Annotated in this window: 11 protein-coding genes and 1 pseudogene; 5 read left to right on the forward strand and 7 right to left on the reverse strand. The window is 60.9% G+C overall.

From position 1 onward, the window contains the following. Positions 1-100: 100 nt before the first annotated feature. From BJ917_RS01970 to BJ917_RS32160, 3 genes and pseudogenes are all read right to left on the reverse strand, one after another. Positions 101-937, reverse strand: coding sequence for a GGDEF domain-containing protein (locus BJ917_RS01970; RefSeq protein ID WP_372237699.1), 837 nt, complete (start codon positions 935-937; stop codon positions 101-103). 207 nt (positions 938-1144) lie between these two features. Next, positions 1145-1348 (reverse strand): annotated as a pseudogene (locus BJ917_RS32605) (PDC sensor domain-containing protein); the annotation flags it as partial. Positions 1349-1369: 21 nt separating this feature from the next. Then, positions 1370-1660, reverse strand: a complete 291-nt coding sequence (locus BJ917_RS32160; RefSeq protein ID WP_256658490.1) for a hypothetical protein — start codon at positions 1658-1660, stop codon at positions 1370-1372. Between the two features lie 176 nt (positions 1661-1836). Here BJ917_RS32160 and BJ917_RS01975 point away from each other — a divergent pair, with 176 nt between their 5' ends. From BJ917_RS01975 to BJ917_RS01990, 4 genes are all read left to right on the forward strand, one after another. Further along, positions 1837-3591 (forward strand): monovalent cation:proton antiporter-2 (CPA2) family protein, encoded by a 1755-nt coding sequence (locus BJ917_RS01975; RefSeq protein WP_121101447.1) that lies wholly within the window; start codon positions 1837-1839, stop codon positions 3589-3591. Between the two features lie 186 nt (positions 3592-3777). Further along, positions 3778-4998, forward strand: a complete 1221-nt coding sequence (locus BJ917_RS01980; protein ID WP_121101450.1) for an efflux RND transporter periplasmic adaptor subunit — start codon at positions 3778-3780, stop codon at positions 4996-4998. Beyond that, positions 4995-8192: an efflux RND transporter permease subunit gene (locus BJ917_RS01985; protein ID WP_096511436.1), complete on the forward strand. Its 3198-nt coding sequence runs from the start codon at positions 4995-4997 to the stop codon at positions 8190-8192. Before BJ917_RS01980 ends, BJ917_RS01985 begins: the two co-directional genes overlap by 4 nt. A gap of 1 nt (position 8193) precedes the next feature. Next, positions 8194-9624, forward strand: coding sequence for an efflux transporter outer membrane subunit (locus BJ917_RS01990; protein WP_096511434.1), 1431 nt, complete (start codon positions 8194-8196; stop codon positions 9622-9624). Positions 9625-9823: 199 nt separating this feature from the next. On the opposite strand, the gene BJ917_RS02000 is transcribed toward BJ917_RS01990, so the two are convergent. From BJ917_RS02000 to BJ917_RS02010, 3 genes are all read right to left on the reverse strand, one after another. Then, on the reverse strand, positions 9824-11605 hold the full coding sequence (locus BJ917_RS02000; RefSeq protein WP_121101452.1) for a SulP family inorganic anion transporter: 1782 nt from the start codon (positions 11603-11605) through the stop codon (positions 9824-9826). A 50-nt stretch (positions 11606-11655) separates the two neighbouring features. Further along, entirely contained in the window at positions 11656-12477 is an 822-nt protein-coding gene (gene ppk2, locus BJ917_RS02005; protein ID WP_096511430.1) for a polyphosphate kinase 2, read from the reverse strand. Between the two features lie 86 nt (positions 12478-12563). Continuing rightward, on the reverse strand, positions 12564-13223 hold the full coding sequence (locus BJ917_RS02010; RefSeq protein ID WP_121101454.1) for a hypothetical protein: 660 nt from the start codon (positions 13221-13223) through the stop codon (positions 12564-12566). 351 nt (positions 13224-13574) lie between these two features. On the opposite strand from BJ917_RS02010, the gene BJ917_RS02015 reads away from it, so the two are divergent. After that, positions 13575-13937, forward strand: a complete 363-nt coding sequence (locus BJ917_RS02015) for a DUF5064 family protein (RefSeq protein WP_096511426.1) — start codon at positions 13575-13577, stop codon at positions 13935-13937. Positions 13938-14043: 106 nt separating this feature from the next. Here BJ917_RS02015 and BJ917_RS02020 read toward each other — a convergent pair whose 3' ends face one another. Beyond that, on the reverse strand, positions 14044-15690 hold the full coding sequence (locus BJ917_RS02020) for a fatty acid--CoA ligase (protein ID WP_121101456.1): 1647 nt from the start codon (positions 15688-15690) through the stop codon (positions 14044-14046). Between the last annotated feature and the right edge of the window lie 5 nt (positions 15691-15695).

Genomic DNA, 15695 nt, shown 5'->3' on the forward strand with positions numbered 1-15695 from the left:
TACCAGAATAGCGAGCTAAACAAATTGGCCGCCATTATCCGGCTTTTCAGCCGGAAGTCTTGTGTTTTGGCGCCCTTACAAGGGTTGCCCATCGACAAACTCAAGCCTCTACCCGGTTTCTTCCCTTTTTCTTGGCCTCATAAAGAAGCTCGTCTGCTTGCTTCAGTACAACGGATACAGGTGGACCCTGCGCGATCCAACTGGCCACGCCTATGGATATCGTGACGCTTCCCACCTGGTCGATCCGGGTGTTTTCCACCATGGCGCGTAATCGCTCGGCAACGTCGATCGCACTGGCTTTTGGCATGTTCGGCAGCAACAGCGTGAACTCCTCCCCGCCAGTACGGCATGGGAGGTCGCCGTCCCGCGAACATCGCTTGAGTACATCGGCGATGGCTTGAAGCGCGACATCCCCGGCGTCATGTCCAAAGGTGTCATTGACCTTCTTGAAATGATCGATATCCAGCGCCATCGCGCAGAACGGGGTGCCCGTTTGCTGTAGCACGCGCAGAGCCTCATCCATCGCCCGGCGATTGGCCAGGCCGGTCATCGGGTCACTTTGCGCCTGGCGGTTGAGGCGGCCGAGCTTTTCCTGCATCAGCACCACCCCCATCGACAGGGCGCGGCGGATGTGCGCGGCCTCGATGTACCAGGCGCGCACCGAATTGATTTGTTCGGGGCTGTCGGCGGCATCTAGTTGACTCGCCGCAGCCGCGAGTTGCCGCAATGGCCGGGTGATCAGCTGCGTCACCCAGCAGATGATCGTGAAACCGATCAGACAAACGGGAAAGATCGCCATGGCCGTCTTTCCCATGAGGGCACCGAGTGATTCAAGGGTTGCGGCACGCGATTGTGCGCAAATCACGCCCCAGCGACTGTCGGGCACATAGGCGTAGCCGGACAGCATGGCGGTACCCTCGGCATCGACGCTCTCCATGGCTCCCCTGCCCCCGCCCAGGACCGCGTCTACCGCTGTATCCGGGCCCAGCACCTGGCCAATGCGATTGTGGTCGGCGTGATACAGCAGCCGCCGACTGCTGTCCACCACGTACACCTGAACACTGACGTCGTTGAAGTGACTGCTGATCAGCGTGTGCAGGACGCTTTGCTTCTGCAGGTAAACGGAACCACCCACGGCACCCACGTACTGCCCGCCCTTGTCGACAATCGGCTGTGAAATGAAGATCACCAGATTGCCGATCTCGGAAACGAATGCCGAGCTGACCATCGGTTGATGTCCATGCAAAGCCTGGACGATGCCCTCGGTGTGGAAGATTCGCCCCTTGATTTGCAGGTTTTGCGGGGAGGCTTCCAGGACTTTCCCGGTGGCATCGAAAATCGCAACCGAGTTGAAGCTCGAATCCTGGCCCTAGAGACGAATCGCCTCGCTCTTCAAAAACCCTTCGTTTTGCAGTTGCCCGGCCAGGAGGTCGGCGCTGTAGGCCAGGTGCTCATGGCTGTTGCGCAGAAACTCACCGATGCTGGATGCCACTTTGGTGGCGTAGGCACGGTTGGACTGCAGGGCCGAGTCGATCAACTCCCGTTTCTGCACCCGATACACGACATACAGGCTGCTCACCAGTGTGATCAGCGCCGTAAGCAGCGTAAACAACAGGATCAGGCGCCGCAGGTCGATCCTGGTCAATGACCTCACGCTCATGATCGACGGGTCCGAAGTACCGGGTAGACACAAAGTGTAGCAACCGGGTGGCGTCTGCCCTGTGTCGGTGGAAATTCGGTGAAATGCGCCAATGACTATACTGCGCTCGCGCCCCGGTCCGATTGTTCCTGTCGCCATGACCCCCGCGATGGCGCAGACAGCAAGGAGGAGCGCAGATGTCACACGATGGAAACCTGCTTCAGGCAACCGTCATCTTCCTCTTGGCGGTGGTGCTGCTGGTGCCGCTCGCCCAGCGCGTCAAACTGGGCGCGGTTCCCGGTTACCTGCTGGTGGGCGTGCTGATCGGCCCTTCGGTGCTGGGCTTGATCGACAACTCCGAGAATGTCAGCCGGCTCTCGGAAATGGGCGTGGTACTGCTGCTGTTCATCATTGGCCTGGAGCTATCGCCACGCAAACTCTGGATGATGCGGCGCCTGCTGTTCGGCGGGCTGATTCAAGTGCTGCTCACCGGGGCGATATTTGCGGTGATTGCGTACTTCGTGTTCGCCCAGCCGCTGCGGGCAGCCATCGTGCTGGGTCTGGCGCTAGCCCTGTCCTCCACCGCCTTCGGTTTGCAGATCCTCGCCGAGCGCAAGGAACTGGGCCGCCCCCACGGTCGCATGGCCGTGGCCATTCTGCTGTTTCAGGACATTGCAGCCATTCCCTTGATTGCCGTGATACCGCTGCTCGGAGGTGCCGACGCTGACCAGGTGCAAGGCGGCGAGTTGCGTGAACTGCTGGCGGTCCTGGGCGGCATCGGCGCGATCATTGTCGGCGGACGTTTTCTGTTGCGCCCGGTATTTGGCTGGGCAGTGATTCCGGGCCTGCGCGAGTTGTCCACTGCCACTGCATTATTGTGCGTGCTCGGCACCGCCTGGCTGATGGAGCATGTCGGCGTGTCCATGGCGTTGGGTGCCTTTCTCGCCGGATTGCTGATGGCGGAGTCGCCGTTTCGCCACGAGCTGGAGTCGCAGATCGAACCGTTCAAGGGGTTGCTGCTCGGGCTGTTTTTTGTCGGCGTTGGCATGACCGCGGATTTGCGCCTGCTGTTTGGCTCGCCTTGGGTGGTATTGGGTCTGACGCTGTTGCTGGTGGGCCTGAAACTGCCGCTTTTATACGGGCTCGGGCGATTGACCGGTGGATTGAATCGAGCCGATGCCATCGGCCTTGGCGTGGTCCTCGCCTCCGGTGGCGAGTTCGCCTTCGTGGTCTTCAAACTGGCGCTGGGCCACCGCTTGCTCGATCAATCTGTCCATGACTTGCTGGTGCTCGTCATCACACTGTCCATGGCTGTGATTCCCCTGGTGATGTTCGCTCTGTCGCCAGTGATGCGTACGGTCCCTGCTACGCCGGACACACCCAGGGGGCCACCAGAACTTAACGGTGCGCCTAAAGTGGTGATTGCCGGCACGGGTCGAATGGGCCGTGTCATCGCGCACATGCTGCAAACCCGGGGAATCCCCCTGGTTGCCCTGGACACCTCGGTACAGGCACTCGACCAGCAGGGCGCGCCCGGGCGCCTGCCTGTCTACTACGGTGACCCGACCCGCCCCGACATTCTCCACGCGGCCAAGGTGGGCACGGCTGAGCTGGTGATCGTCACCACCGACGATCCACACATCAACCTGGAAACGGCAAGGACCCTTGCGCGGCTCTACCCTGGGGTCAAGGTGATCGCGCGGGCCCGCGACCGGCAAGAGGCGCTGAAGTTGATGGACGCAGGGGCACAGCCAATACGCGAAACCTTCCATTCCAGCCTGGAGATATCCCGGCGCGCGCTGCTGGTGCTGGGCGAAAGCGAGGAGCAGGCCGATTCGTGGACCCGGCACTATCAGAAACAGGACGAGGACGAGCTGGCCCTTCGGCACCACGATGCGGCTGACGGGGAGACTCGATCGAAGCCTGCCGGCGACGCATCAAATAAAGAATGAGCGCCAAGGGCGATTGGCACAGGGGTTAAACCGAGTCATTTCCAATACCCCGCGTGCATTCATGAATGCTGCCGACCGCTCTGACTGGCGATGTCTTCGCATTTTTGAAACAGATCTGAGTTCGACCACTGGTTTCTGAAGCAATGCTAGCTACGCTTGCTTCATCGACCTTGATGGAGCACGGGTATGGGCGGCGTAAAACTTTCCAGTGGTAACGGCCTGTCAATTGCCTGCCTGCTGGGGATTGCCATCCTGCTGGCCGGCTGCGGCAAAGAACCGGTTGCTCCGGGGCGAAAACCGCCTGATGTGACGGTCATGACAGTCACCGCCCGCGATACCCCGGTGACCTTCGAATTCGTTGCCCAGACCCAGAGCTCCCGCGAAGTGGAAATCCGCGCCCGTGTCGCCGGTTTTCTGGAAAAGCGGCTGTACACCGAAGGCGATCTGGTGAAAGCCGGGCAGACGCTGTTCCAGATGGACAGTAAGCCCTTCGACGCCGCGCTGCTGTCAGCCAAAGGACAACTGGCCCAGCAACAGGCTCGCTGGGAAGTGGCCAAGGCGACGCTGGCCCGTGTCCGCCCATTGGCCGCACAGAATGCAGTCAGCAAGATGGACCTGGACAATGCCAACGGCCAGGAGCGTGAGACCCATGCCGCCGTACTGGCCGCCGAGGGGGTTGTGCGCAACGCCCAGCTGAATCTGAGCTATACCACCATCACCTCTCCCCTGACCGGCCTTTCCAGCTACGCAAAAAAACAGGACGGCAGTTACGTCACGCCGGGCGAGTCGGGGCTGCTGACCTCCGTTTCGCAGATGGATCCGATGTACGTCAATTTCAGCCTTTCGGAAAACGAATCGTTGAAATACCGCGACGAAATCAGCACTGGACGGCTCAAAATTCCGCCCAGCAGCGATTTTGTCGTCGAAGTGGTGCTGGCCGACGGTACCGTGGTACCTGACCGCGGCAGGGTTAATTTCCTCGCACCATCGTTCAGCTCGGAAACCGGCACCTTCCTGGTGCGGGCGGTGCTGGCCAACCCCAAAGGGCTGCTCAAGCCCGGTCAGTTCGTTAAGGCACTGGCCAAGGGCGCTACCCGGCCCAATGCCATTTTGGTGCCGCAGAAAGCCGTGCTCGAGGGGGCCAAGAGCCATTTCGTCTGGGTGCTCAATGCCGAGGGCAAACCCGAGCAACGAGTGGTCGAAGTGGGTGAATGGCAAGGCGATAACTGGTTCATTAGCCAGGGGCTTCATGCCGGTGAGCGCATCGTGGTCGAGGGTGCGATCAGGGTCACACCCGGGGGACCGCTGAACATTGTCGATGCCGCCGGCACTACGCCGGCCCCCGCGGAGACAGGTGAAACAGTGAAAGCGGGGACGACCGGTGCAACCGGCGGGAAAGCGCCATGAGCATTTCCCACTATTGCATCGACCGGCCGATTTTTGCTTCGGTGATCTCCATCATCATCACCCTGGCGGGCGCGGTGGCCATGCTTGCACTGCCCGTCGCCCAATACCCGGATATCACACCACCGCAAATCACCGTGGCAGCCACCTACCCCGGCGCCGATGCGCAGGTCGTGGCCAATAACGTGGCAGCGCCCATCGAGCAGCAGGTCAACGGCGCTGACAACATGATCTACATGAACTCGTCGAGCTCCGCGACGGGCAACATGACCCTTAACGTGTTCTTCGAAATCGGCACCGACCCGTCCCTCGCCCAGGTGGACGTGCAGAACCGGGTCAACCTGGCCCTGCCGCAACTGCCCTCCGCCGTCCAGAGCCAGGGCATCCAGGTGCAGAAAAAATCGTCGGCGTTCATGATGATCCTTTCCGTGTACTCCGCCGGCGACCGCTATGACAGCACCTACGTCGCCAACTACGCCAACCTCTATATTCTGGATGCGATCAAACGCATTCCGGGTGCCAACCAGGCCGCCATTTTCGGCACGCCGGACTACGCCATGCGCATCTGGCTCAAGCCTGATCGCATGGCCCAGCTGGGTATCACTGCCGCGGATGTGCAAAGAGCGGTGGCCAACCAGAACCAGCAGTTTGCAGTAGGTCGCGTCGGGCAATCCCCCACGGGGCAAGCCGTGGAGCAATCGTTCGCCGTGACCACCAAGGGCCGCCTGACCGAGCCTGCGGAGTTCGAGAACATCATCTTGCGTGCCAGCAACAACGGCGCCGCCATCGTGCGCCTCAAGGATGTAGGGCGTGCCGAACTCGGGCAAAAAGACTACTCGTTGCGCAGCACCTATCAGGGTAAGCCGGCGACGCTGATTGCCGTGTATCAACAACCCGGCGCCAACGCCCTCGACGTCTCGGCGGCGGTCACCAAGACCCTGGCAGACATGAAGGCAACCTTTCCCGAGGGCATCGAATACAAGATCGTGATGGACACCACGGCCTTTACCCGCGCGTCGATTTCCGAGGTGATCCACACCTTCTTCGAAGCCCTGGTGCTGGTGGTCGTGGTGGTTTACATCTTCCTGCAGAGCCTGCGTGCCACGCTGATCCCCGTGCTGGCGGTACCGGTGTCGATTGTCGGTACCTTTATCGGTATGTCTGCCCTTGGGTTTTCGGTGAACATGCTGACACTCTTCGGCATGGTGCTGGCCATCGGTATCGTGGTGGACGACGCGATCGTGGTGATCGAAAACGTCGAGCGAAACATGCAAGTGCACAAGATGCCACCCAAGGAGGCGGCCAAGCGCGCGATGGACGAAGTGGCAGGTCCCGTGGTGGCCATCGTGCTGGTGTTGTGTGCGGTGTTCATCCCGGTGGCATTCATGGGCGGCATCACTGGCCAGCTGTATAAACAGTTCGCGATCACCATCGCCATTTCCGTGGTGATCTCCGGCCTGGTCGCCCTGACCCTGTCGCCCGCCTTGGCGGCGCTGTTGCTCAAGCCTCAGCACGGCGACAAGAACGCCTTTTTCCGCTGGTTCGAACGCAGCTTCGAGCGCATGACCGAGGGTTACTCCAACGCGGTGGCCTTCATGATTAAGCGCTTTGTAGTGGCGCTGTTGCTGTTTGCCGGCATGATCGTGTTGATCCTGCTGATGGGCCAGCGCATTCCCAGCGCCTTTCTGCCGCCGGAAGACCAGGGTTACTTGCTGGGGGCCATTATCATGCCCGATGCGGCGAGCCTTGATCGCACCGGCGAGGTCGGCAAGGTCGCCAGTGACTTCTTCATGAACGATGCGTCGGTGGAGGGCGTGGCTATCGTCAACGGCTATAGCCTGCTGGACGGCCAGAACAAGAACAACGCCGGTACCCTCTTCGTCGGATTCAAGGATTTCGAGGGACGCTACAAGGATAAGGAAACCATCAAGGAACAGAGCGCCCCTGCGGTCATCCAGAAAGCCGCACGTGCTTTCTCCACGATTCAGGAGGGGATCATTCTGCCGGTCAACCCGCCGTCCATTCCCGGCCTGGGCACCACCGGTGGCATGGAAGTCTGGGTGCAGAGCAAGGGTGACGCCGGCGTCGACCAACTGGCGGAAGTGGTTGGCGAGCTGGTGGCGAAGGCCAGGCAGCGCCCGGAACTCGGCGCGATCACCTCGACCTTCAACGTGCATTCCAGGCAGCTGATGGTCGACGTGGACCGGGAAAAAGCCGAAAGCCTGGGCGTGCCGGTAGAAGATGTCTACAGCGCCATGCAGACCATGTTCGGCTCGCTGTACGTCTCGCAATTCAACAAGTTCAGTCGCCTGTGGCAGGTCATTCTGCAGGCAGAGCCGTCGTATCGGCTCAAGGCCGAGGACCTGCAACAGATCTACGTGCGCAGCAAGAATACGGAGATGGTGCCACTCAAATCGGTGTTGACTACCCGCTACGTCACCGGCCCCGACCTGCTGACCCGCTTCAACAACTTCCCGGCGGTGAAACTCACCGCCAACGCGGCCCCCGGCTACAGTTCCGGCCAGGCGCTGGCGGCCCTGGAAGAAATCAGCGCCGAAATCATGACCAACGACTATGCGTTGGCGTTGAGCGGCGAAGCGTTCGAGGAGAAAAAGAGCGGCGGTGCTTCTTCGCAGGTGTTCATTTTCGGCCTGGTGATGGTGTTCCTGATCCTCGCCGCGCAGTACGAAAAATGGTCCCTGCCGGTTGGCGTGCTGATGGCGGTGCCGTTTGCGTTGTTCGGTGCCCTGCTGGCGGTGCTGATCCGGGGCTTGAGCAATGACGTGTATTTCCAGATCGGCCTGACCATGCTGGTGGCACTGGCGGCCAAGAACGCCATCCTGATTTTCGAGTTCGCGGTATTGAACCGGGAAAACGGCATGTCGGCCTACGACGCGGCGATGACGGCCGCGAGGGAACGCCTGCGGCCGATCGTGATGACGTCCCTGGCGTTCATCCTCGGTTGTGTGCCGCTGGCCATTGCCGTCGGTGCCTCCGAGAACAGTCGCCACTCCATCGGTACCGGGGTGATCGGCGGGATGCTGGCGGCGACCGTCATCGCGATTTTCTTCATTCCCTTGTTCTATTACCTGGTGGAGCGGATGTTCGCGAAAAAGGATGAACCGCAGCCGTCCGTACAGACGCCGTCCGCGCAGCTCCCCGACGGCGCGGCGCAAAACCGGCATGAGGGGGATTGATATGCGCAAGCCCCCTCTCCCGCTGTTGTTGTGCCTGGGCCTGTTCGGCTGCATGGTGGGACCCGACTACCAGCCCCCGGAAATCGACACCCCCGCGGCGTATCGCTATGCCGACAAGGAAGCCAGGGATCTGTCCAATACCCTGTGGTGGGAGCAGTTCCAGGACCCGGTCCTCAATGACCTGATCCGCACGGCATTGCAGGAAAACAAAGACATCAAGATCGCCGCCGCACGGGTGGAGCAATTCCAGGGCCGTTACGGCGAAACCCGCTCCCTGTTGTTTCCGCAGGTCGGGCTCGATGCACAAGGTCAACGGTCCCGGTCGCCCCGGGACAATGGTCCGGTGCCACTGGACCCCTCCGTCGACCCGGTGTTCAACAACTATCAGGCCCTTCTCAGTGTGAACTGGGAGCTGGATGTCTGGGGCCGTTTGCGCCGCCTGAGCGAATCGGCCCGCGCCGATCTGCTGGCTTCGGAGGAAGGTCGGCGTAGCGTCATTTTGAGCCTGGTGTCGTCGGTGGCGACGAGTTACGTGACGCTGCGCGATCTTGACCGCGAGCTGGAAATCTCACGCACCACCGCCAAGGCGCGGGGCGACTCCTACGAGATATTCAAACTTCGCTTTGGTGCCGGCGTCATCTCCGAAATGGAACTGGCCCAGAACCAGTCCGAATACGAGCGGACCCTGGCGTCGGTCGCACAATTCGAACCCCTGGTCGCGCAACAGGAAAACGCACTGGCCGTGTTGCTTGGCCGCAACCCGGGGCCGATCCTGCGAGGGCGTGATTTGGGACAACTGGCGCTGCCCTCGGTGCCTGCCGGCCTGCCTTCGGACTTGCTGCAAAGACGGCCCGATCTGCACCAGGCCGAGTTGAACCTGATCTCGGCCAATGCCCAGATCGGCGCCGCCAAGGCCCAGTATTTCCCGACGATTTCCCTGACCGGGCTGCTGGGTTCGGTCAGCAACCAGCTGTCGAACCTGTTCACCGGCCCCGCCGCCACCTGGTCCTATGGCGTCGCCGCCAGTATGCCGATCTTCACTGCCGGCGGCATCGCCGGCCAGGTGCAACAGGCAGAAGCATTCCAGCAACAAACCTTGCTGACGTACCAGCAGGCGATCCAATCGGCCTTCAGGGACGTGGAAAATGCGTTGATCGCCTCGACTAAGTCTCGCGAGCAAATGGCCTACCAGGACCGCCAGGTCGAGGCGCTGCGCACCTATGCACACTACGCGCGACTGCGCTACGACAACGGTTACACCAGCTACATCGAGGTGCTGGACGCCGAGCGCAGTCTGTTCGATGCCGAGTTGAACTACACCCGAACCCGGGCCACGGTGTTCACTTCGATGATTGATTTGTACAAGGCCACCGGCGGCGGCTGGGTGACCAAGGCTGACGAGCTGACGGTGTCGGGGCAGCAACATCAGTGACGTCTGACAAACCGCTTTCGCAGGCAAGCCAGCTCCTACAAAAGCAATGCATACAAGCCCAAGAAAAACACCCGCCCCTCTGTAGGAGCGAGCTTGCTCGCGAAAAACCCGAAAGCGCCGTTGGGCATCTGGTTTTACGCATTATCGTTCACGACCTTCGCGAGCAAGCTCGCTCCTACAGGTGGAGATTGCGCGCAGCCTACTCGCGATCTTCTTGCTCCCATTCCACCGGATGGATTTCGAGATAACGGCTGACAGCCGCGCCCAGGGTCGCAAAGAACGCTTCTTCGCCAAACCGCGTGAACAACCCGAAACGCTTCAGTTTGTCCTTGACCGGGTCTTTCATTTCGGCCACGCACAATTCGATGCCGGCTGCGTGCAGGGTTTCGTCCAGCTCGGCCAGCATGTCGGCGGCGGTCACGTCGACGCTGGTGACAGGTTCCGCCGCGACGACCAGCCAGCGCACGGGCGTCGGCGATGCCGCCACGGCATCCAGCACCCGGTCATGGAACAGCTCGGCGTTGGCGAAAAACAACGGCGCATCCCAGCGAAACAACACCAGGCCGGGGATCAGGCGTGCATCGGGATAACGCTTGAGGTCGTGATAGCCCTGCACGCCTTCGGCACGCCCCAGCACGGCCGAGTACGGACGCCAGGCATCCCACAGGAATTCGATGACCGCGATGACAATCGCCAGGCCGATGCCCTCGATCGCCCCCAGCACGGCCACGCCCACCGTACAGACAATCGACAACCAGAACTCCCAGCGCTGTATGCGATAGATACGTCGCAGGTCGCTGACTTCGATCAGGCCGATGGCCGAGGCGATCACCACCGCCGCCAGGGCGCTGGTGGGCAGGTTCTGCAGCAGGTTCGGTGCCACCATCAGCAGCAGGGCCACCGCCAGTGCACCGACGACGCCGGCCAGTTGGGTCTGGGCGCCCGCCGCCTCGGCCACGGGGGTGCGTGACGAGCTGCTGCTGATCGGGAAGCCCTGGAACAGGCCGCCGGCCAGATTGGCGACGCCGAGCCCGACCATTTCCTGGCTCGGGTCGACATAGGTCCGGGTGCGCGCCGCGTAGACGCGAGACAGCACACTGGTGTCGGCAAACGAGACGAGGGCGACGGCGCAACCGCCGATCAACACCGGGACGATATCGGCCTGGGTGATCCAGGGGATGGCGAAGGCAGGCAAGCCTTGTGGCAACGAGCCCAGAACCGCCACACCTTTGGCCGCGAGATCCAGCACACCCACGGCGATGGTGGCCGCCACCACGGCGATCAGGATGCCCGGCACGCGTTTTTTATCCTTGAGCAGCAGGATTACCGCCAGGGTCGCCACGCCGACAATGAAGGTGACCCAATTGGTCTTGCCCGCCATCACCGCCGAAGTGATGGCCCACAGGTTGCGAAGTGGCCCGTGGGACTCGATGGAAAAGCCGAACAGCTTGGGCAGTTGGCTGATCAGTACCGTCAGCGCGATCCCGTTCATATAGCCATAGCGGATCGGTTTGGACAGCAGTTCGGTGATGAAGCCCAGACGCGCCAGCCCGGCCAGGATGCACACCACCCCGGAAACGATCGCCATCATGCCCGCCAGGGCGACCGCGCGATGCGGGTCGCCGCCGGACAGTGGCAGGATCACGGCGAGGATCACCGCTGCCAACGAGGAGTCCGGCCCCAGCACCAGAATCCGGCTGGGGCCGAACAGCGCATAGGCGAACAATGGCACGATGGTCGCGTAGAGCCCATAGATACCGGGAACGCCCGAAGCCACGGCGTAGGCGATACCGACCGGTACCAGCATGGTGGTCAGCACCAGCCCGGCAACGATATCGCGCGGCAACCACGCCACTTTATAACTGCGCAGGGTTCTCAGCCCCGGCAACCAGCGCAGCCAGCCGGCCTGATCGGCGCCCGCCTCCTTGCGCGCGATCCGGCCCGGCTCCGGGAGTGGTGGCGCAGCATCTGTTTGGCTCATGGCACTTCAGCCCTCCCTTGGTAAAGCGCAGATTTGCTTGAACGGACCGCTCAGAATTTTTCCGGGATGCGCCGGAACGGATAATCCGGCTCGCGATAGCTGCCTGGTTTCTGCCGCTTGGGCAACTTCACCTGCTCGCGCTGCACATTTTTGTAGGGAATGCGGCTGAGCAGGTCGCTGATGATGTTCAGGCGCGCCCGGCGTTTGTCGTTCGAGTCGGCCACCAGCCATGGCCCATAATCGGTGTCGGTCGCCTGGAACATATCGTCACGGGCGCGGGAGTACTCGTACCAGCGGCTGTAGGACTTCAGGTCCATCGGTGACAGTTTCCAGATCTTGCGCCCGTCCTTAATGCGCGCCTCGAGCCGACGGGTCTGTTCTTCCTCGCTGACTTCCAGCCAGTATTTGAGCAGGATCACTCCAGACTCGACGATGGCGCGCTCCACCAGCGGGACAGATTTCAGGAACTTGTCCAATTGCTCGTCGGTGCAAAAGCCCATCACGCGCTCGACGCCCGCGCGGTTGTACCAACTGCGGTCGAAGATCACCACTTCACCGGCTGCGGGCAGGTGCGGCAGGTAGCGCTGCATGTACATCTGGCTCTTCTCGCGCTCGGACGGCGCCGGCAACGCCACCACGCGGAAGATCCGCGGGCTGACGCGCTCGGTCAGCGCCTTGATCGTCCCGCCCTTGCCGGCCCCGTCACGCCCCTCGAAGACCACGCAGACCTTGATGCCCTCTTGTGTGACCCACTCTTGCAACTTGACCAGTTCGACGTGCAGTCGGCGCAACTGCTCCAGGTAGTCCTTGTTCTTCAGTTTCGGGGTTTGCGCAGACGGTTTCTTCTGCGCGTCCTTTTTAACTTTTGCCATGTTCAATACCTCACGGATGCAGGTCACTGACAACTGACAGGTCGACTCTATGGTGTTGTTACAGGTACTTGATGAAGGAAGACTGTTCAACCGCCGAGCGCGATGATCGCGACGATCAGCAGTGACCCGGCGATGGCCAGCGTAAATCCGCCCAGCCAGGGTTTTACGCCGGCATAGCGCGAAAGAATCCAGCCGGCCACGAATAACATCCCGACGCCCACCAGGTTGGATACGCGCACGGCCAGCATCGTCTGGTCCAACAGCATGAAAGGCACCACGAGCGGGAACGTCGAGAGTACGACCAGCAGGAAAACGCCCAAGGCGCCTTTGAAATCATCTGCGCCCAGGCGCGGCACCGAGACGGCGGGCGCGTCGGCCAAACGCTGGCGCAGCATTTCCAGTCCGTCAGTACCAGCCGCTGTCGCGATACGTGGAGGCAACGCATCAGCAACCAGCGCCTGGCCGGTGGACGCATCCAAGCCACCGCGCAGGCTGCTAAGCAGCGTGCGGTTGCGGCTGCGCTCGATCAGCACCCGCAGCAGATACATGGCCGCGTCGGCGAGGCCCCACGCAAGGTTGCAGCCGAGCGCGGCGATCATCATGACCCGTTCGGCTTCCTGATCCGTTGTGACGACACTGATTGTTCCGGTGAAGGTCATCGCCATGAGCAAGCCGAAGATCACTTCCGAGACGCGATCGATCGGATCGAGCACAGGTGCCCGCTTTTTTTCCGCAACGCTTTGCATGCGTCCAACCTTGGCAGATCCCTGGCCCTTGGAATGTTTTTAGGGGTGGGCTCAAGGCCCTGAGCCTAACCGGTTCACGGGGTGGTTTTTCCCGGCCCCACTTCAGTGTAGTTTGAAACGCTCGCACTGCCGCCCAAGGTTCAGGCCTTCCGCGAGTTTGCCTGCCATACTGGAAAAGATGCGGTGATTGGCCCGCCTCCGATGATCCAAACGCTCATCCAGGATCAGCCCTGCGCCAGCGTCATCGCGTATCGGCCAAGCACTAACGGATATAAAAGTTATTCAGAAAAGAAACTCCCGGGGTAGACCCAGAGTCTGCCCTACTCCAATGCCTTCAAAGGAGAGACAACAATGGCTACGTTCGAGCCCGGTCATTTGCACATCGAGCGGCATGCGCTGAACAAGAACGATGTCAGCTACAACATTCATATTGATTACGAGGTCGTGCAGGATCCCAAGGAAGGCAAAGGCATGCTGTTCAAGATGCATGGCACGATTGAGGGCAAAACGGTCGATGACCCGTTCTTCCTGCCCAAGGATCAGGCCTACAACTTTGCCAGCAATGTGACGAAAATCGCCGAAAAGTACGGTATTCCAAAAGCGCAGAGCAGTATCGGCTCGATCCACAAGCACTACGACGCGATGTTCGAGGATGTACGGGTGCAACTGAACATGAAATCCGGCGACCCGGTAAAACCCGAACACCTGGAATAACCCACGCCCTTCTGTGGGAGCGAGCCTGCTCGCGAAAGCGGTGTATCAATCAACCATAGTGTTGAATGAGACGCCGCCTTCGCGAGCAGGCTCGCTCCCACAGTGTTTATAGGCTCATTTCCTGCTCGCGAATCAGCTTCTTGTTGATTTTCCCGACACTGGTCTTGGGAATGTCAGCCACGATTCGGATCTGCCTCGGGATCGCCCACTTGTTGATACGGCCACTCTCGACATATTGATGCAGATGGGCCTCCAGCATTTGCGCGTTGATGCTTTGGCCGGGCACGCAAACGGCCAGGGCCACGGGACGCTCGCCCCACTGTGCATCAGGGATGCCGACGACCGCCACCGACGCGACGGCGGGATGCTCGCTGATCAGGCTTTCCAGTTCCAGCGAACTGATCCACTCCCCGCCCGTCTTGATCACGTCCTTGATCCGGTCCTTGATCTCCACGACACCCATGGCATCGATAGACGCGATGTCACCGGTATGCATCCAGCCGTTTTCCCAGAGTTGTGCGCCTTGCTCGGGCGCCTTCAGATAGCCCTGGGTCAGCCAAGGTGCACGGACCACAATCTCGCCCATCGCCTCGCCATCGTGTACCACTTCGTTGCCGCTGGCATCGATGATCCTCAAGTCCACCATCGGCACCGCTACGCCGGTCTTGATCCGCGCGGCGACCTGCTCGTGGGCCGGCTGATCGAGCTCCGCGTCGCTCAAGTGTGCCAGGCACAACAACGGACAGGTTTCGGACATCCCGTATCCACTGTACACATGCATACCCCGCTCGGTCGCCAGGTCAGCCAGACCATGGGTCAAGGCACTGCCGCCCAGGAGCATTTTCCAGCCTTTGAAGTCAGTCCGGGAGGCTTCGTCGCAGCTCAGGATCATTTGCAAAATCGTTGGCACGCAATGGGAGAAGCTCACCTTCTCTTCGCGAAACAACCTGACCAGGGCATTGGGTTCATAACGACCGGGGTACACCTGCTTGATGCCCATTAAGGTCGCGACATAGGGCACGCCCCAGGCATGGACGTGAAACATCGGGGTGATGGGCATGTACACATCGTCGGAGCGCAGCAGCGGCCGACCTTGATACACACCGAGCGTGCCCACGGCATTCAGCGTATGCAGCACCAACTGGCGATGAGTGAAGTAAACGCCCTTCGGGTCGCCGGTGGTGCCTGTGGTATAGAACAGGGTGGCAACTGACTGCTCGTCGAAGTCCGGGAAGTCGTAATGCGGCTCGGCGCTGGCCAGCAGGTGTTCGTAGTCACCCAGCACCGGCAGCGTGGTCGAAGCCGCTTCGTCGTCGCTGAGCTGGATGAAGCCTTTGACGGTGGTCAACTGATCCTTGATCTGCTCGACCAGGGGCAGGAAATCGTCGTGCACCAACACCAGGTCATCCTCGGCGTGGTTCATGGTGTACAAGACCTGCTCCGCCGAGAGCCGAATGTTCACCGTGTGCAATACGGCTCCAATCATCGGCACGGCAAAAAAACACTCCAGATAACGATGGCTGTCCCAATCCAGCAACGCCACGGTGTCCCCTGCCTTGACGCCAGCGCTCGTCAGCGCGTTGGCCAGGCGTTTTATGCGCTCGTTCAACGTTTGGTAGCTATAACGCAGCTTGTCCGCGTAGACGATTTCCTGATTGGGTGCGTAGCGCTTGCCCGAGAGCAACAGGCTCTTGATCAACAAGGGATAGCTGTAGGCGCCTTGCGCAGGCGCGATTATTTTTGTGGTCACCACAGTGA

The sequence above is a fragment of the Pseudomonas sp. WPR_5_2 genome (genome assembly GCF_003634475.1).
Lineage (GTDB): Bacteria > Pseudomonadota > Gammaproteobacteria > Pseudomonadales > Pseudomonadaceae > Aquipseudomonas > Aquipseudomonas izuensis.